Source organism: Lentilactobacillus sp. TOM.63, assembly GCF_030361045.1.
Classification (GTDB): Bacteria; Bacillota; Bacilli; order Lactobacillales; family Lactobacillaceae; genus Lentilactobacillus; species Lentilactobacillus dabitei.
In genome coordinates, this window is the sequence record NZ_JAUCAP010000008.1 from 1 (window position 1) to 17372 (window position 17372).

Annotated in this window: 20 protein-coding genes and 1 other annotated feature; all 20 genes read right to left on the reverse strand. The window is 41.3% G+C overall.

Features of this window, described 5'->3' with window-relative positions; all coding sequences use genetic code 11:
* Positions 1-137: 137 nt before the first annotated feature.
* Positions 138-314: a 50S ribosomal protein L32 gene (gene rpmF, locus QUF07_RS02580; RefSeq protein WP_289426740.1), complete on the reverse strand. Its 177-nt coding sequence runs from the start codon at positions 312-314 to the stop codon at positions 138-140.
* Between the two features lie 55 nt (positions 315-369).
* Positions 370-924, reverse strand: coding sequence for a DUF177 domain-containing protein (locus QUF07_RS02585; RefSeq protein ID WP_054746682.1), 555 nt, complete (start codon positions 922-924; stop codon positions 370-372).
* Between the two features lie 86 nt (positions 925-1010).
* Positions 1011-2144 (reverse strand): nucleotidyltransferase, encoded by a 1134-nt coding sequence (locus tag QUF07_RS02590; protein ID WP_289426741.1) that lies wholly within the window; start codon positions 2142-2144, stop codon positions 1011-1013.
* Between the two features lie 6 nt (positions 2145-2150).
* A complete protein-coding gene (locus tag QUF07_RS02595; protein ID WP_289426742.1) occupies positions 2151-2906 on the reverse strand; it encodes a class I SAM-dependent DNA methyltransferase in 756 nt (251 codons plus the stop codon).
* Positions 2903-3259: a ribosome silencing factor gene (gene rsfS / locus QUF07_RS02600; protein WP_217163327.1), complete on the reverse strand. Its 357-nt coding sequence runs from the start codon at positions 3257-3259 to the stop codon at positions 2903-2905. The genes QUF07_RS02595 and rsfS overlap by 4 nt, the downstream gene beginning before the upstream one ends.
* A gap of 9 nt (positions 3260-3268) precedes the next feature.
* Positions 3269-3874, reverse strand: a complete 606-nt coding sequence (gene yqeK / locus QUF07_RS02605; protein WP_217163325.1) for a bis(5'-nucleosyl)-tetraphosphatase (symmetrical) YqeK — start codon at positions 3872-3874, stop codon at positions 3269-3271.
* Positions 3864-4496, reverse strand: a complete 633-nt coding sequence (locus tag QUF07_RS02610) for a nicotinate-nucleotide adenylyltransferase (RefSeq protein WP_217163323.1) — start codon at positions 4494-4496, stop codon at positions 3864-3866. Before QUF07_RS02610 ends, yqeK begins: the two co-directional genes overlap by 11 nt.
* Before the next feature lie 12 nt (positions 4497-4508).
* Positions 4509-4820, reverse strand: coding sequence for a ribosome assembly RNA-binding protein YhbY (gene yhbY, locus QUF07_RS02615; protein ID WP_217163320.1), 312 nt, complete (start codon positions 4818-4820; stop codon positions 4509-4511).
* A 17-nt stretch (positions 4821-4837) separates the two neighbouring features.
* Positions 4838-5974, reverse strand: a complete 1137-nt coding sequence (gene yqeH, locus QUF07_RS02620; protein WP_217341649.1) for a ribosome biogenesis GTPase YqeH — start codon at positions 5972-5974, stop codon at positions 4838-4840.
* Between the two features lie 9 nt (positions 5975-5983).
* A complete protein-coding gene (locus QUF07_RS02625) occupies positions 5984-6499 on the reverse strand; it encodes a YqeG family HAD IIIA-type phosphatase (RefSeq protein WP_217163309.1) in 516 nt (171 codons plus the stop codon).
* An 88-nt stretch (positions 6500-6587) separates the two neighbouring features.
* Positions 6588-6944: a 50S ribosomal protein L20 gene (rplT, locus tag QUF07_RS02630; RefSeq protein ID WP_008856900.1), complete on the reverse strand. Its 357-nt coding sequence runs from the start codon at positions 6942-6944 to the stop codon at positions 6588-6590.
* A gap of 52 nt (positions 6945-6996) precedes the next feature.
* A complete protein-coding gene (rpmI, locus tag QUF07_RS02635) occupies positions 6997-7194 on the reverse strand; it encodes a 50S ribosomal protein L35 (RefSeq protein ID WP_008856901.1) in 198 nt (65 codons plus the stop codon).
* 36 nt (positions 7195-7230) lie between these two features.
* Positions 7231-7740, reverse strand: coding sequence for a translation initiation factor IF-3 (gene infC / locus QUF07_RS02640; RefSeq protein ID WP_054746689.1), 510 nt, complete (start codon positions 7738-7740; stop codon positions 7231-7233).
* 38 nt (positions 7741-7778) lie between these two features.
* Positions 7779-7915: a sequence feature (ribosomal protein L20 leader region), on the reverse strand.
* 65 nt (positions 7916-7980) lie between these two features.
* A complete protein-coding gene (gene thrS / locus QUF07_RS02645) occupies positions 7981-9930 on the reverse strand; it encodes a threonine--tRNA ligase (RefSeq protein WP_217163307.1) in 1950 nt (649 codons plus the stop codon).
* Positions 9931-10266: 336 nt separating this feature from the next.
* The gene (dnaI, locus tag QUF07_RS02650; protein ID WP_217163305.1) at positions 10267-11208 is read right to left on the reverse strand and encodes a primosomal protein DnaI; all 942 of its coding nucleotides are present in this window, start codon (positions 11206-11208) and stop codon (positions 10267-10269) included.
* A 10-nt stretch (positions 11209-11218) separates the two neighbouring features.
* A complete protein-coding gene (locus QUF07_RS02655; protein WP_217163303.1) occupies positions 11219-12592 on the reverse strand; it encodes a replication initiation and membrane attachment family protein in 1374 nt (457 codons plus the stop codon).
* On the reverse strand, positions 12593-13084 hold the full coding sequence (gene nrdR / locus QUF07_RS02660; protein WP_056982630.1) for a transcriptional regulator NrdR: 492 nt from the start codon (positions 13082-13084) through the stop codon (positions 12593-12595).
* Between the two features lie 14 nt (positions 13085-13098).
* Positions 13099-13695 carry a dephospho-CoA kinase gene (gene coaE, locus QUF07_RS02665; RefSeq protein ID WP_217341647.1) on the reverse strand — a complete coding sequence of 199 codons (597 nt, stop codon included), beginning with the start codon at positions 13693-13695 and terminating at the stop codon, positions 13099-13101.
* Positions 13688-14530 carry a DNA-formamidopyrimidine glycosylase gene (gene mutM, locus QUF07_RS02670; RefSeq protein ID WP_217163300.1) on the reverse strand — a complete coding sequence of 281 codons (843 nt, stop codon included), beginning with the start codon at positions 14528-14530 and terminating at the stop codon, positions 13688-13690. Before mutM ends, coaE begins: the two co-directional genes overlap by 8 nt.
* A gap of 42 nt (positions 14531-14572) precedes the next feature.
* The gene (polA, locus tag QUF07_RS02675; protein ID WP_217341646.1) at positions 14573-17227 is read right to left on the reverse strand and encodes a DNA polymerase I; all 2655 of its coding nucleotides are present in this window, start codon (positions 17225-17227) and stop codon (positions 14573-14575) included.
* Positions 17228-17372: the final 145 nt, after the last annotated feature.

Consider the following 17372-nt stretch of genomic DNA (forward strand, 5'->3'; position numbering starts at 1 on the left):
TCAAAACAAAAAGAGCCCTAATCACAAAGTGATTAGAACTCGAATTTAGTTTCACCAACAACAGTTGACGAAGAGCCCAAATTTTGGGTATAAAAAAACAGCTTAGAATCCATGGCGTTCTAAACCGTTTTGTCAAACTACTTGTTATCTTTAATTACTTTACGGCCTTTGTAAAAGCCTGATGGTGAAACATGGTGTGGCATGGTGTATTCACCGGTCTTAGGGTCGAGGCTCAAATTAGGAGTCGTCAACTTAATGTGACCGCGACGCAAGCGTTTTCTTGCTTTTGAAGTTCTACGTGCTGGTGTTGCCATATTCTTTCCCTCCTTGCAAAAATAAAATATCCACTAGTGAAATTTTTAGGCCCGGTTATTTTGAATCTTGATCTTTAAAAAGATCTTTCAATTTTGCCAGACGTGGATCAACTGTGTTCAACTCTGCCTTCTGATTCTTATAATCATCTACTGACATGACGTCCCAATCTTTGCCACTGGGCATCTGTTTGCCAGCAATCTCGTCAGGAGACAAAATGTGCATTGGAATATGCAGAATAACATTATCGCTTACTGCAGATTCCATATCAACTTCGGCATCTTCATCGAGGACAAACACCACATCATCTTTACCATATCGGGCTTCAGCAGCCTTAGAAGGCACATAAAACTCCTCGATGGTAAAGTCTAAAGGTAAGTCTACCGGCTCAAGTGACCTTGAGGACGGTACAACAAGCTTACCCACGATATGAGTGTCAATAATTACATCTCCCCGATCAGCAAATGCCTGACCATCAATATCGAACGGGGTTGCATCGATAACTTGTTCGGAATATCGTTGCAACAAATCATCCTTGATATCAATACGCTCATTAAACGTGAAAGGATCAGTATCAGAGTACTTTTGGAGATCCTTAAAGTACCATTTCAATATAATTCCTCCAATGCAACAAAACTCATTATACCGGCAACAAATAGGCTTGTCAAGGTGTTTTGCTTGATAGGTTCAGCCCTCTTTTAGCGAATAATTGGATGCTTATAAAAATCTTGGGAGACCTGATTGATCATTTGAAATAACATCCCTGACTTGAAATCCATTTCAATGTAATCTTGAACAACATCCTCATTAATTTTGGTGATAAGCGGTAATGACAACTGCTTTTTGACTTGATTAAGATAAATCCGACCGTTGCGGCTAAACCCCAACAGACGGATATAACTTGGTTTAACCAGCATATCTTGAGGGTAAGCGTGAACCAAGACATAGGTACACAATCGTTGGATTCGCGTATACGTATACCGCTTTGTTTTGACTAATCGTAAAAAGTCACGAAAAGAAGTTGCTTTGATCGCACAACGCTTAAGGCGATACTCGATTCCCTCGGTCATCTGATAAATGTTGTGTAGCTCATTAATTGGTGTTTCGACCAATTCAAATCGCAACATGGGCCAGAATTGATCCCAAGTCATCAGCTGTTGAACCTGAATCAGTTCCTGCGTTTTAGTTGGAACAAACCGGGCAACAGCTGTTGAATTTCCAGCCAGTAAAGCCGTCCGAATTGCCGATCCGCTCGAAGTTGAGCTTGAGGAATCAATTTGACGATCATTGTGGCCGCTCCCAATGCGTTTAACCGGGACCAGCTTCAATGGGGCTCCCAAATTAAAATTAGCATTCGCATAGCCAAATGCAAGCATATCATTGGGCTGATTTAACCGAATCCCAGTTTTTTTGAACAAATAATCTTGAAAAATGGAAGGATACGGACGATCAAATTGTTTAAAACTCTTATCATGCCGAGGTTGATTGTCGATCAGCTCCTGATAATCAATACTGGGGTTTTCCGCGCCAAACGACAACCAATCGCACTGCAGGTCTGCTGCCAAAGCAACCGCCCCAGATGCGAATATATGGGATGGTTGGACAGCCGAAAAAAAAGGCAACTCAACAACAATATCAATCCCATTATCGAGAGCCAATTTGGTGCGTTGCCATTTATCAAAAATAGCTGGTTCGCCCCTTTGCAGCCAGTTGCCACTCATGATCGCAATTGACACATTGGCACCTGTTTGGACTTTGGCCTGCTGCAGGTGATATAAATGCCCGTTGTGGAACGGATTATATTCAGAAACGATCCCAACTGCATGAAGCATCAACCATTACCCCTTTGTAGACTCAACAAACCACCGCTTCACTTGCTTAGCAAAGGGCTTATCACCGAAATCCGTTGTAAATTTGAGGTCCCTGAAACCACCAACCATCAGCATATTCATCAATTCATCATAATCGTATGCCCGCTCCCGATGAAGTTCACTATATGCATCATAAGCATCTTTTTCAGCGTTATAACTGAAAAAACTCAAATCATGTTCTACAGCCGCAGGGGCAAAATCTCCCTCATAACTCGTCCACATGAAAGCTGAATCTTCAGTGCGATAGTTATACATATAGCCTGGATAGACATCGGTCACTTGATAAGGGGTGATCACATCAAATAAGAATTTTCCACCTGGATTCAAATGTTGACTCACAGAATTAAGCGTTTTCTGGAAATCTTCTTGGCTAATGAGATAGTTTAGGGAGTCGTCAAAACACGTGATCACATCATAATTATCTAAATCTGATAGGTCCCGCATGTCAGCCTGGATAAACATCACATTACTATTAGTTTGTTGAGTTCGTTGATCGGCCAGTGTCAACATGTCAGGAGATAAATCAGCTCCATCCACTTGATAGCCACTTTTGGCAAGCTTAACTGCCAACCGCCCTGTTCCACATGCTAAATCCAGAATCTTAATGTCATTATTAGGCCTTTTTGGATTAGTAATTCGATCGGTCGTGTAAGTTAACCATCGATCATATAATGATTCATCGAACAAATCATCGTAGAATTGCGCAAATTCTGTATAGATCATACCTCAACCCATGAATCGATATTGACCAATGGTGCCTCAGACCATAATTTTTCAAGATTATAAAAATCACGGACTTCTTTTTGGAAAATGTGAACAACCACATCACCTAAATCGATTAAAATCCAGCGACCACTATTCTTGCCAGAAACACTATAAACATTAACGTCCTCTGCTTCAACCTGATCAATCACTTCATCGGCAATCGCCTTAACTTGACGATCAGAATTGGCATCGGCGATCACAAAATAATCAGCCATTAAACTGACTTTCTGCATGTCTAAAACAACAATGTCGTGAGCCCGTTTGCTATCGGCGGCTCGAACAACTATTTGAGAAATTTCTTTACTATCCATATTTACTCCTTATTTCAATCCAGAATCTGGGACCCAACTATTATAGGTTATGATAGTCTGTGGAAATACCGGTTTGTTATTCTCGACCAAATAACTTAACGTCTGTTTGGTTTGGTATGCCACGCCCTGTTTTAAGTCATTGAAAGTTACTTTTCTGGCCTCATCGACGCCCGGAAAATCTCTGGCAGGTTCAATATAGTCGGCCATATAAACAATTTGTTCAAGTGGCGTCATATATTCATGCCCAACCGTATGGTAACGGACTGCATTTAAGATTTCAATATCATTGATCTGAAGTTCATTTTTAACAAAGATCCAACCGACAACCCCATGCCAAATTGCGTTCCCGTAGTTTAATAATTCAGGATCTAAATGGTACGTTTTAATCGCTTGAATGAAGTCTTCATCGGGCCGCTGTTTCGCGTAATCATGGACCAAACCAGCAATACTTGCGCGCTGTAAGTCTACCCCATTAATATCCGCCAAGTCCATTGCGGTTTGTTCAACTCGCAACACATGGTGAAAGCGACTGTCCGTTAAGGCATTCCGCAATTTTTCAACGAGTTCTGTCCTGCTGAATGGGGTACCCCGATACGTTAACTGACTATTCTCCATATAATTGATGCTCCCTTATATATTTCGCAACACACGTTGGTACAAGATAGCGAATCGACTGGTGTTGGCGAATCTTTGACCGGATATAAGAAGAAGAAATGTCAATATAAGGCACGTCAACCCAGATAATTGGATACTTCGAGGATGGGGTGTACCCATCCCGCTTGACGCCAACGAACGATACCAGCTTGACCAAATCATCGATTCGGTGCCATTTAGGCAAATAATTAACCATGTCACCGCCAATAATGAAATAATAATCATTTTCGGGATGCTTTCTGGTCAATTCTGCCATTGTATCATACGTATAACTGATCCCACCGCGATTCACTTCGGCCATTTCTATCGAAAAATTAGGATTATTCCAGATAGCCAAATTGATCATTGCCACGCGATCCTGTGCATCAATCGCTAACTTACGGTCAATGTGAGGTGGATTTGCATCAGGCATGAATAAAATCTTATCCAATCCAAGTTGGTCCAGGACTTGTTGAGCAACAATCAGGTGACCATTATGAATTGGATTAAACGTTCCGCCAAGGATGCCGATCCGCTTGCGCTTATTTTGAACGATCGTTTCAGTTTTCGGCAGTGCTTCTACAGTGCGAACAACATTAGACATTTTAAAATACCCCTACATTGAGAATACTTTTTTTGATAAATCTTGATGATCTTGATTCTTTGATTGCTTGAATAGGACAAGTGTTTTACCGATTGTTTGAACAACCGTAATATCGCTATTAGATTCAACATAGTCTTTGATTTCGGTCAGAGACTCAGCGGCGTTTTGCAACACGTTGACTTTAATTAGTTCTCGGCTGTCCAAAGCCTTATCAATTTCAGCCAACCAAATAGGTGATAATCCATTTTTACCGATCTCAAAAATCGGTCTCATTCGATTCGCACTCGCACGTAAAAATCGTTTTTGTTTTCCAGTTAATTTCATATATACCTCTAGTTTTTTTAAATCATTGCCGGTCTTAACAAAACTGAAACCCCTTTTGGTGCCCAGCCAGACACTGAAACACCTTCAGGAACTGTTACCCAGCCCAGACCTTCAATGACCAAATCACTTTTTTGAGTCGTCTTGAACTCATGAGCTTCCAGTGGTGGAAAATCAGCTTTATTTTCTTCGGATGGCGGTGTTAGCAGATTACCAACGTGTTTTGGATAGAACTCATCAGCATTCTCCAGTTTAGTCCGATGAATATACAGGTTATTTTCGGCGTAAACTGTAAAACCTGCTTTACCATCACCTGAATTATAATCAAACCGAGCAACGCCGCCAAAGAAAAGCGTTTGGGCGGGATTTAATTGATATTCTTTTGGTTTGATCCGCTTTTGAGGCGTTACTAAATTCAATTCCTTGCCAACCAGATGATGAGCCATCTGTTCAGGCTGAATAATTCCCGGAGTGTCAACCAAAAGCTTGCCATCTTTCAAAGGGATATCAATCCGATCTAAGGTGGTACCAGGGAACCGAGAAGTTGTAATCAACTCCTTGATCCCGGTGGATTGGCGCACAATTGAATTAATCAAAGTTGACTTACCCACATTGGTGACGCCAACCACGTATACATCTTTGCCGTTTCGATATTTTTCAATTTGATCCAGTAATCGGTCAACATCAAGATTGGTTTTAGCTGAAATTAGCTCAACGTCAACTGGTCGGATACCAGCAGCATTCGCTTGTTGACGCAACCAATCCTTAACCTTGGTTTTCTTCAATCGAGCTGGAAGAACATCCAATTTGTTTCCCGCTAATAAGATTGGATTATTACCAACAAAACGATGAAGCCCCGGAATCATGCTCCCATTCACGTCAAAAATATCGACCACGTAGACAATTAGTGAGTCAGTATCAGAAATACTTGTTAATAGCTTCAAAAAGTCATCGTCGGATAGACTAACCGGAGCAATTTCATTATAATGTCGCAGCCTAAAACAGCGTTGGCAGTACACTTCACCATTTTCAAGACCTTTTTTCAACGCCGATTCCGGAGTGTACCCCAGTGCTGTTTTGTCAGTCGTTTGCACTTTAGCACCACATCCGATACAACGAACTACTTCGCCATCCACAACAACTTCATTTTCTGCCATAAATTCCTCCTATTTCCAATGTAAATCCGGATATTTCTTAATTAACATGTTCCAAACAATCTTCTCGAAGCCACGATTAATCGTCGTATTCCATGCATCCGTTCGAACTAACGGCTTCACGAGAATACTGCGAACCCCACAATTGTTAGCTGAAACGACATCAGTCATCAACTGATCACCAATCATCACCGTATTTTTCTTCTTTAGATGAAAAGCCTTAATCGCATGACGAATACCAATCGATAGCGGCTTCATCGCCCGGGGCACAAAGGGTAATTCATAATCTTTTACCGCTTCTTGAATCCGGCGATGGCTGTTATTTGAAACAACAATCACTTTAATACCATACTTTTTGATACTTGCCAACCAATTGCGTAGTTCGTCAGAACCCGCTTTTGAATTCCATGGAACCAAAGTATTATCTAAATCGGTTAGAACACAGTTGATATTATTATCCAACAAGAACTCAGGAGAAATACTGTAAATATTTTCAATCATCCACGCTGGTTTAAATCGAGACAACATATGTCGCTCCTTAATAAATAGTTATTTATTTAAAACGTGGCTGGAACAAAAATAATTTTTGCCCAGCCACGTTTCATCAATCATCAAATTACTTAAGAGCTTCTTTGGCAGCGTCAGTGAGCGCCTTAAAAGCATCTGTGTCACTAACGGCAAGGTCTGCAAGCATCTTACGGTTCATATCGATGTTAGCAAGTTTCAAGCCGTGCATAAATTGGCTGTAGCTTAAATCGTTAAGACGAGCAGCAGCGTTAATGCGGGCAATCCATAATTTACGGAAGTTACCTTTGTTGGCACGACGGTCACGGAATGCATATACCTGTGACTTCATTACTTGATCTTTAGCAGTCTTGAATAAACGGGATTTACCTCCGCGATATCCTTTAGCTAATTTTAAAACACGCTTACGACGTGCATGTGTGACTGTTCCACCTTTTACTCGTGGCATTTTGAATTCCTCCTATATTTTAAAAACGAAATGATTGAATGAATAGTAGATTTTATAGATGTGGCAATAACTTCTTATAAGTCTTGATATTAGTCTTGTCCATCATACTGGTACCACGAAGTTGGCGACGTTGTTTCTTTGTCTTACCGTGAAAACGGTGACTTGTGTAAGCATTAGCACTCTTAAATCCACCGTTAGCAGTTCTCTTGAAACGTTTTGCTGCAGCACGGTTTGTTTTTTGTTTAGGCATTGGTAAAAATCCTCCTCAAGTATTTAACGAACTAAATTAGTTTTTGTCTGCGTCTTTTGGTGAGAGCATCAAGAACATGCTTCGGCCATCCATCTTTGGCCGCTGGGTCACAGTGGCAACGTCAGACGTTTCTGAAGCCATTCGGTCAAGGACTTTTCGACCAATATCCTTATGGGTGATTGCACGACCTTTAAATCGAATTGAAACTCTTACTTTTTCGCCCTTTGCCAAAAACTTCTTAGCATTCTTCAACTTAGTGTTAAAATCGTTCACATCAATTGTTGGGCTCAAACGGACTTCTTTGACACTGATGACTTTTTGTTTCTTACGAGATTCTCGTTCCTTCTTCTGTTCTTGGAAACGATACTTCCCATAATCAAGAATCTTTGCAACTGGTGGCTTAGCCTTAGGTGCAACGAGAACTAAATCTAAATCAGCATCCTCAGCTAACTGAAGAGCTTCGTTCTTAGACTTAACCCCCAATTGATCACCATTAGCACCAATCAAACGGACCTCACGTGCGCGGATTCCATCATTAACCATCATATCTTTTGCTATGGTACTTCACCTCCGAATTTTGTGAAAAAGCAGAAAGAGAGCAGGCACAGAATTGCGCCCGCTCTCAATTAAAGAACTTGGATAACCCAGTTCTTACTCGATATCATGCCCAGCAAATTTGAAGTTTACTCAGGCGAGAAGCGGGTAGCCTCTGCTTTCATTTGAACAACTATTACATGTTATCATGCATCCAAATCCCTGTCAACAACAAGCCCGTTATGAACGGCCTTATTTGTTGTCTTCACGAGAATATGAATTGATATCTTTTTGAATCTCATCAACGAAACTATCAAGGGATTCAGATTCTGTGTTCTTTTCACCATAACGACGAACAGAAACTGAATTGCCATTAACTTCTTCATCACCAACAACCAAGGTATATGGAATCTTATGGGTTTGAGCATCCCGAATTAAGTAGCCCATCTTCTCACCTCGGCTATCAACTGATGACCGAATCTTCAGCTTGCGGAGCTGCTCGTTAATCTTCTTGGCATAATCCCCATGCTTATCTTGGCTAACAGGAATAATCTTAACCTGATGAGGTGCCAACCAAGTTGGGAAAGCACCCTTATAAATTTCAGTCAGGTAGGCAACGAATCGTTCCATCGTTGAAACCAAGCCACGATGGATCATAACTGGACGATGTTGTTTGCCATCTTCACCAACATAATGAAGATCGAAACGATCAGGCAGCATGAAGTCCAACTGAATCGTTGACAAAGTTTCTTCATTACCAAGCGCCGTCTTTGTTTGAACATCCAACTTAGGACCATAGAAGGCAGCTTCACCTTCTGCTTCCGTATAATTAAGGCCCATTTCATCCATGGCACCCTTCAACATACTTTGAGCTTTTTCCCACATCTCGTCATCATCAAAGTACTTTTCAGTATTTTGGGGATCACGATAACTCAATCGGAAAGTATAATCATTGATGTCAAAGTCATGATAAACGTCGACCATCAAGTTCAAAATATTCTTAAATTCTTCTTGAATTTGATCCAAAGCAACGAACGTGTGACCATCGTTCAAGGTCATTTCACGAACCCGTTGTAGACCTGATAGAGCACCAGACTTTTCATATCTGTGCATCATACCAAGTTCAGCAATTCGTAATGGTAATTCACGGTATGAACGAATATGATGGTTATAAATTTGAATGTGGCTTGGGCAGTTCATTGGCCGTAATTCAAGCATTTCACCATCGCCCATATCCATTGGTGGGAACATGTCTTCACGATAGTGGGCCCAGTGTCCAGATTGTTTGTAAAGGTCCAAGTTGGCAAGTACTGGCGTGTATACGTGTTCGTACCCGTTAGCAACTTCCTTATCAACAATGTATCGTTCGATGGTTCTGCGGATTGTGGCGCCGTTTGGCATCCAATATGGCAAGCCAGCACCAACTTTAGGATCAACGAAGAACAAATCAAGTTGATTTCCAATAACTCGGTGATCACGATCATGGGCTTCTTGACGCTTTTCCAAATCGGCATCAAGGTCTTTTTGTTTGTTAAAGGCAGTTGCATAAATCCGTTGGAGCATCGGATTAGATGACTTACCCTGCCAATATGCACCAGCAACGGAGAGTAATTTGAAAATTTTGACTTTACCGGTTGATGGTAACACAGCGCCTTCAGCAATTGACTTAAAGTCGCCAATTTCAAAGAATTTAACTTGACCATCAACGGCGTTTTCTTTAACCAATTCACTTTGGTAAGGATCGTTGCCGGCAACCTTTTTAGCTTCGTCAGCACTCAAGAAGACAACTTTGATTGGCAAATCTTCTTTAATAATCTTATGCATAGATTTGCTGAGGTCCTCTAGTTGATCCACGCTGATTTGAGTATCAGGCTTATCAGTATCAACAAAGAAGCCATCCTCATCAGCTGCACTTTCACCAAAGTTAATGTTATCAAAATCATTGGCAATGGCCATCTTTAAAATTTGAGCAGCAGTTGCCCGCAAAACACTGAGGCCGTCGTCACTATCTGAAGTGACGATTTCGATTTTACCACCCTTATGTAGTGGTTCGTCATTATTAACAAATTGACCGTCCACCTTACCGGCTACGGCTTTTTTACCTAAACTAACAGCAATTGATTTGGCGATATCTTGGGCCGTTACGCCATCGTCAAACTGTTTAACACTGCCATCTGGAAATTTAAATGAAAGTTGTGACATATCTCTTACTCCCTTTTTATTTTTTGGAACCACAAAAAAATCCCTAATATACACTTAAGTATATTAGGGACGCAATTAGCGCGGTTCCACCCGTATTGGATTCATAGGCAAATAAACCATAGCTGCCCATAAAGCTCTCAAGTGGTTGCTAACGGTACCATCCGGGATAGCATTATCCGCAATCCAGTCCAAGAAGTGGTAACAGTTATTTTCTAAACAAATGGTCTTCCAGGCTAGAACCATTCTCCCTGTGATGAGAAGTAACTGTCATGTCTCCTTGATTCATTGCTTATAAGTATAGAATTGCTCTTTTAAAAAGTCAATTCAATTTGAAAATTAACCAGGTCGACGATTTTCACCAGTCATTTCAACTTCCCGGGATAAGAACTTAATTCGTTGCATCAAGCGCTTGGCTTTTAGTGGCTCATCGTCTCCCCGTTGGTTGATTCGTAGATGCTCTTGTTCAAGCTGCTCCATCGAGAAATTCGAGGTAAAAAAAGTTGCGAGTTGTTGCTGCATTCGATACTCTAAAATAACCCCAAGCACTTCATCTCGAACCCATGACGACATTGAATCTGCACCAATATCATCAATCATCAGAACGGGGGACTTCTTGATGGTATCAATTTTATCGGCAACATTATTTGTCGCAATTGCAGCTTTCATTTCAACGGCAAAACTTGGAAAATGGACCATGGTGGTTTGAATGTTGCGGTCAGCAAGTTCATTTGCAAGCGCACCGGTTAGATAGGTTTTGCCAACCCCAAAGGGACCATAAATATATAATCCGGGATGAAAATGCTTAGGATCCGACTTAACAGCGTTGATGAAAGCAATCCCCTTAGTTAAAGCCTCAACTCTTGAGGGATCTTTATCGAAGCCATCAATCTTAGCCTGCTTAATATCCTTCGGCATTGAAATTGTCGTAATCCGACGAGCCAACGATTGTGACTGCTGCCTAGCAAGGGTCTGTGGTGAGGCTGCATACGAAATATCAATCAAGTGATCATTGATAACCAGTTGTGGCAAATACCCTGGGGCAAACGACTGCTTGTCCTCGGAAATCTGACGTTTTACATTCGCATACTCGTACAGTTTGGATGCTGATCGTTCCACGGCATTATCTGCTAATTCATTTTGATGTTCGTTAATAAACTTAGCGATTTCAGGATCATGCTGAATGTCATTCATAATCTTATTGAAAGTTTCACTAAAAGTGCCCCCATTGATCTTACGGTCCTGCATGAGCTTTTTCACGTAATCGCTGACCCGTTCCATTGATTTTCACCTACTTTTGCTTTTTTAATTGATTGAGTTGCTGTTCCAATTGTTTCTTCTGTTCCGGACTCAAGCCCTGTTTTGACTGCTTCGGTTGACTCTTCTGGGGCTGTTTTGCCCAATCAGGTAACGTTTCCTTCACGTTAATGCGCTTTTTGGAATAACGCCGAGTCGTCTTCTCTGCTCGTTCTTTGCCGCGATTTCTAAGCGCGTTAATGGCATCTTGCGCACTAGAAACGTGTTTTTGAGACCAATCATCCGCAATTGTCGAAATGAGATTTTGGTTGAGAGTGGAATGTTTTTCAACCACCAAAATCTGATAAACCAGCAGATTAAGGACTTCATTTGGAAAAACCCGTTTATTGACGAGATCCCGTAAGATTCGTTCCTCTCCTGGGGTGACAATTCCATGTTTCTGATCCTTGATTTGCTGCAGAAAAGTCATGGGTGCATTTGATTGCGTAATTTTGATAAGTTGCTCAGTGGCCGCATCAAAGTTTTGGGCCGACTTCTCGGATTCTTGACTGCCTGGCTCAGCTTTAACCTTGTTGGCCGGTTGACGCATCTCAAATTGTTGAGAAATGAGCATTTTCAATCGGCGTTGATCCAACTCATTTGTGCTTAAGTTTGTCGCTTTTTGAATGAGTTTCACCATTTCAACCTCATCAATGCCATATAACAAATGCTCGGATAAAATCAGATCGTGACTTTTCTTGACACTTGGCTGGTCAACATAGGAATTATTAAGCATTTCAAGGATCAAATTGAAGTCAAAATCATCACTTTGAGGCCTTAGTTGATCATTGCTGGCGCCTAAATGATCATCGTTTAACACTTGTTTGGTTTCATTAACCGTCCCAGGAATGTTCTTGATTAAGGTCGTTGGGACATCAAACGTGTCCAGGAGAGAAGCAGAAATATTCTTCAAATCACCCAAATCGGGTAAGGGAGCAATCAACCTTGAAACAATTTGCTTGTAGGTCTCATCCCCAACCTTTCCCAATAACATGACCGCCAAAATATCAGTCTTCAAAAATTCTTTGGCAGATAAAGGAACCTGCATGGCATACACGAGAGAATCTGGTGATTTCCGTGAGGTAAACGTTCCTAACAAATTAACGGCTTCCAAGAGCTTTCGTTGCGCAACAATCTTGTCAGTCCCAATATTGAGCATACTTTGTAACTCATAATGTTTATGCAAAACGAGTTGATTATGGTCACTCACACTAAAATTCCAAAGTAGCTCGTACAGTTGAAGCGCGCCATCTCCAATGATTGGTAAATACAAGTTATTAAGTACATTGTGATCAAGCATACCATTAACAGTCGCGTTAACCACAACAAACTTGGAATCCGGGGTTAATTTGTTGAATGCATCTGCCATTTATTTCCCCTCCGGATCGTTTTTGGAATCTTTTTTCTTATCCTTTTCCATAATTTCTTTAAGTTCTTTGTAGAACACCGACATATCCTTAAACTGGCGATAGACACTGGCAAACCTGATATAAGCAATTTCGTCCAAGTTGACTAATTCTGCCATGACATACTCGCCGATTTGTTGACTGGAGACTTCATTTTCACCCAATGACCGAAGTTTGTTCTCCACCCGGTCAACTAATTCAGTGATGGAATTCATTGAAACCGGTCGCTTTTCAGCCGACCTGACAATGCCTTTCATCAATTTTTCACGGTTGAACTCTTCACGGTTCCCATTCTTTTTAACAACCAGCAAAGGGGTCACTTCGACTCGTTCAAATGTCGTGAATCGAAAACCGCAGTGTTCACATTCTCTTCTTCGCCGGATGACGCGGCCATCATCGGTCGGTCGACTATCAACAACTTTGGAACCATTGTAACCACAATGAGGACATTGCATGGATTTCACCTCGTTTAATTCGTTTCAGCGGCCAACCACTCATCAACCTGTAACCGGGTCTGAGCAATTGTACCGGAATTATAAATAATTGTATCAGCCAAATCACATTTTGTCTGCAACGGCCATTGATTCTTAATTCGCTGGCTCGCCTGACTAATATTCAATTGATTTCTTACCATCAGGCGGTGAAGCTGAGTGACGGGGTCACAGTACACGACAACTACTTCGTCTACGATGTGTGCATAACCATTTTCAAACAACGTCGGGGCATCCAGAATAACCAAATCAGCCCCTGCCCCTGTACGCTGCTCAAATTGTTTCGTAATTTCTAAGCGGATAAACGGATCAATTGTTCGGACCAGTTTTTTAAGCTCGGCTGAATGATTGAACACTAATCTTCCAAGTTTTTTGCGGTCTAGTTGGCCATCTTTAGTCAAAATTCTCTTGCCAAACTGGTCAACAATCGCATTGAAACCACCTTGACCCTTTTTCTCCACCTGGTGAGTAATTAAGTCAGCATCGATGATCGGTACCTGATTCTCTTTTAAATAACTGCTGACGGCCGACTTACCAGTCGCAATCCCGCCGGTCAGCCCAATTAACTTAGTCATTATCTACTCCATGAATCACTTGGCATTTCGGGCAAAAATGGGTGCCCCGTTGTGCCAGCTTAATTTTCACAATTGGTGTCCCGCAGCGTAAACACGGTTCGCCTTCTCTACCATACACATTTAATTGATTCTGAAAATTTCCGGCTTCACCATACGCAGTTGAATACGAATGAACCGTCGTACCATGGCCGGCAATTGCTTTTTGAATTTCAACAATAATATTTTTTCGCAGCCGTTTGATTCCAGCTAACGAAATGGAATTGACCGGCTGTTCTGGATGAATTTTACTCAACCACAATACTTCATCAGCATAGATGTTTCCCAAACCGGCAATTTTGCTTTGATCGAGAAGAAATGGTTTCACCATCTTTTTACTTTTGCCAAAGATGGTTTGCATATAATCAATCGTTAAATCTTGTTCCGTCGGTTCTGGACCGATCGTTTTAAGCCCTGCCACTGATAACTCCTCACCAGTGTTTACCAGATTCATCCGGCCAAACTTCCGGGTATCATTATATCGAAGTTGGCGGCCATCCGTTAAATGAAAAATCACGTGGGTATGTTTACCAATCGGGGCGCCTTCTGGTTCAACATCGTATTTACCTTCCATTCGCAAATGCGACACAATTGTGAGGTCGTCACTTAACCGGATGAGTAAATACTTCCCACGGCGGTCAATTTTCTCAATTGTTTTATTTTTTAACGCTTTTTCGAAAGCTACTTTTGGTAAATTAACCATTTTTGCATACAGAACGTCCACACTGCGAATCTGACTGCCGGCAACAAGCTCAGTCAATCCGCGGCGAACGGTTTCTACTTCTGGTAATTCAGGCATCCCAATCCCCCATCATTTCAAAATAGTCAGTGTGTTTAATTGTTACTTAGCATCATACCACGTCTTACCCCAATGACTTTCGACCTTCAGGGGAACGTTCAATTGAATGGCAGAATCCATCACCTTTGGAATTAACGTTTTAACAGTTTCAAGCTCATCTACTGGAACTTCGAAAATCAATTCATCATGCACTTGAAGCAGCACTGTCGTTTGCATATCTTTTAGCGCTTCGTCCATGTTGATCATGGCAATTTTAATAATATCTGCTGCACTCCCTTGAATTGGTGTATTCATGGCAGTCCGCTCAGCAAATGATCTCAAATTAAAACTCTTGGAGTTAATATCTGGCAAATACCGTCTGCGATGCGCAATTGTTTCAACGTATCGGTGATTTCTGGCGAATTCGACAATATCTTCCATATATTTCTTAACACCGGGATATTCTTCAAAATAGCGTTGAATAAACTGATGGGCTTGTTTTCGAGTGATACCCGTGTTCTTTGACAAGCCAAAGTCACTGATACCGTAAACGATCCCAAAGTTGACGGCCTTGGCCTGCCTACGTAATTCAGGGGTCACTTCATCGTTGGACTTTAAACCAAAGATTCTTCTGGCCGTTGTGGCATGAATATCTTCGCCCTCTCTGAAGGCTTCTTGCATGTTCTTGTCGTTAGTAATCGAGGCCAACACGCGTAATTCAATTTGAGAGTAATCAGATGAAAAGATCTGCCAACCCGGATGAGAAGGAATAAAGGCTTGACGAATTAAACGGCCTTCTTCGGTTCGAACTGGGATGTTTTGTAAGTTGGGGTCTACAGACGATAACCGTCCAGTCTGAGTCAGTGTTTGTAAATATCTGGTGTGGACTTTTGAATCATCCTTGTGAATGACTTTGAGTAGTCCATCCACATAGGTTGATAATAATTTAGAAATTTGGCGGTAATTCAATACGTTTTGAACAATTGGCGCATCAGGAGCCAACTTTTCAAGTACGTCAACTGAAGTCGAATAACCAGTTTTAGTCTTCTTCAAAATTGGTAATCGTAACTTTTCAAACAAGATTGTTCCCAATTGCTTCGGTGAGCCAATATTAAATTCTTCACCGGCTTGTTGATAAATAGTTTGCTTAATTTCACTCAATCGTTCAGTAAATTTACTGCCCATTTCTTCTAAAGTACTTGCTTGGACTTTAATGCCACTGATTTCCATTTTGGCAAGCACAAACGCAATTTTGATTTCGATGTCCCGATAAAGGGTGGTTTGATTATGCTTATCCAAATCGGCAAACATGGCATCATGAAGCGCATCAATTGCCTTGGCTTTATGCACCAGGTGATCTAAAAATGCTTGAGATTCTGGGTCAATTGATCGTTTAGCACCCTTACCGTAAACTTCCTCATCAGTCTTAATATTGCTAAAGCCGTGCAACTTTGCAACGGTCCCGACATCATTACTGTTATTAGTTGTATTAAGCAAATAGGAAACGAGCAACATATCAAAGTCCACGTTCCGGAGTTCAATCGATTGCCGAAACAAGCCCACAAATGTCCGCTTAGCATCAAACACGTTCTTCTTGATTGTTGAACTGGTCAATATATCTTTGACAGTTGGCGTTTTAAGTAAAGTAACATCATGAGTAACGAACCACTTTTTGCCCTGCCCAATCGCAAATCCTAAGAGATCCGCAGTATGATAGTTTTCATCACTCATTTCCAATTGGAATGAAACTTCGTCTTTAAACTGTTTCAATTCATCTAAGTTCTTATTTGTGAGAACTTCGCATTTGATTGTGGCTAATTGCTCTTGACTCGATTGGTCATTAACCCCCAATTTTGACAGAAAGGATTTAAAGTTCATCCGTTCATAAAAATCAGTCAGCTTATCTAAATCATCACCGGTATAATCTAGGTCTGCAAGGGAGATTGTCACCGGTGCATCCCGATTAATTGTCGCAAGAACTTTGGCACGCCTAGCCTGATCTTCATCATGAACAAGATGTTCCTTGAGCTTTTTACCAGAAACCTCATCAATGTGATCATAAAGATTATCAATCGTCCCAAACTGTTGCACGAGCTTCAGTGCAGTCTTATCACCAACCTTTTCGACGCCAGGATAATTATCGGAATTGTCTCCTTTAAGTCCCTTAATTTCAATGATTTGGCTGGGCTTAACTCCCAATTTTTTCTCCACATGATCGGGTGTGTAGGTTTCCAGCTCAGTCACCCCTTTTTTGGATACCTGAACGGTTGTTTTATCTGAAGTTAGTTGGGTCAAGTCACGATCACCAGTCACAATCACAACTTGATAATCACCAGCTGTTTCTGCATGTTTGGCAAGGGTCCCAATAATATCATCGGCTTCGTAGTCAGGCAGCTCATAGGATTTAATGCCCCGAGCCGCTACCAACTCCTTTAAAAATGGAAATTGTTCAGATAATTCGGTCGGCGTTTTGGCCCGGCCTCCCTTATAATCTGAATACATTTTGGTTCGAAAAGTGACCTTACCAGCATCGAAAGCAACTAGCACATCGGTGGGCTTTTCTTCCTTCAGAACTTTATCGAGCATTCTGTTAAAACCGTAGATGGCACTGGTATGTAAGCCAGATGAATTGGTAAACCGGTCGAGGGATTGATATAGTGCATAAAATGCTTTGAAGGCAATACTGTTGCCATCAATTAACAGTAATTTTTTTGTCATGTCGTTCTCCTCTAATTTAAAACGCTTAATCTAATTCTACCACGCGAAAGCTGGGGCTTCACCGTTTCTAAGAGAATTTTTCCGAAAGCTTTTGTTAACAGCAAAAGGGCTGGATCAAAACAGATGTTTTGTCCAGGCCCTTATA

Bases quoted from the DNA above. Each gene is read 5' to 3' on its own strand.
- mutM (WP_217163300.1), bottom strand. From the start codon at position 14,530: ATGCCTGAATTACCAGAAGTAGAAACCGTTCGCCGCGGATTGACTGAG.
- infC (WP_054746689.1), bottom strand. From the start codon at position 7,740: ATGATGGTTAATGATGGAATCCGCGCACGTGAGGTCCGTTTGATTGGT.
- rsfS (WP_217163327.1), bottom strand. From the start codon at position 3,259: ATGGATAGTAAAGAAATTTCTCAAATAGTTGTTCGAGCCGCCGATAGC.
- nrdR (WP_056982630.1), bottom strand. From the start codon at position 13,084: ATGCAATGTCCTCATTGTGGTTACAATGGTTCCAAAGTTGTTGATAGT.
- polA (WP_217341646.1), bottom strand. From the start codon at position 17,227: ATGACAAAAAAATTACTGTTAATTGATGGCAACAGTATTGCCTTCAAA.
- dnaI (WP_217163305.1), bottom strand. From the start codon at position 11,208: ATGGAACGGGTCAGCGATTACGTGAAAAAGCTCATGCAGGACCGTAAG.
- rpmI (WP_008856901.1), bottom strand. From the start codon at position 7,194: ATGCCTAAACAAAAAACAAACCGTGCTGCAGCAAAACGTTTCAAGAGA.
- QUF07_RS02625 (WP_217163309.1), bottom strand. From the start codon at position 6,499: ATGTTGTCTCGATTTAAACCAGCGTGGATGATTGAAAATATTTACAGT.
- QUF07_RS02595 (WP_289426742.1), bottom strand. From the start codon at position 2,906: ATGATCTATACAGAATTTGCGCAATTCTACGATGATTTGTTCGATGAA.
- coaE (WP_217341647.1), bottom strand. From the start codon at position 13,695: ATGACTAAGTTAATTGGGCTGACCGGCGGGATTGCGACTGGTAAGTCG.
- QUF07_RS02590 (WP_289426741.1), bottom strand. From the start codon at position 2,144: ATGCTTCATGCAGTTGGGATCGTTTCTGAATATAATCCGTTCCACAAC.
- QUF07_RS02610 (WP_217163323.1), bottom strand. From the start codon at position 4,496: ATGTCTAATGTTGTTCGCACTGTAGAAGCACTGCCGAAAACTGAAACG.
- thrS (WP_217163307.1), bottom strand. From the start codon at position 9,930: ATGTCACAACTTTCATTTAAATTTCCAGATGGCAGTGTTAAACAGTTT.
- yqeH (WP_217341649.1), bottom strand. From the start codon at position 5,974: ATGGCAGAAAATGAAGTTGTTGTGGATGGCGAAGTAGTTCGTTGTATC.
- yhbY (WP_217163320.1), bottom strand. From the start codon at position 4,820: ATGAAATTAACTGGAAAACAAAAACGATTTTTACGTGCGAGTGCGAAT.
- QUF07_RS02655 (WP_217163303.1), bottom strand. From the start codon at position 12,592: ATGGCAGATGCATTCAACAAATTAACCCCGGATTCCAAGTTTGTTGTG.
- yqeK (WP_217163325.1), bottom strand. From the start codon at position 3,874: ATGGAGAATAGTCAGTTAACGTATCGGGGTACCCCATTCAGCAGGACA.
- rpmF (WP_289426740.1), bottom strand. From the start codon at position 314: ATGGCAACACCAGCACGTAGAACTTCAAAAGCAAGAAAACGCTTGCGT.
- rplT (WP_008856900.1), bottom strand. From the start codon at position 6,944: ATGCCACGAGTAAAAGGTGGAACAGTCACACATGCACGTCGTAAGCGT.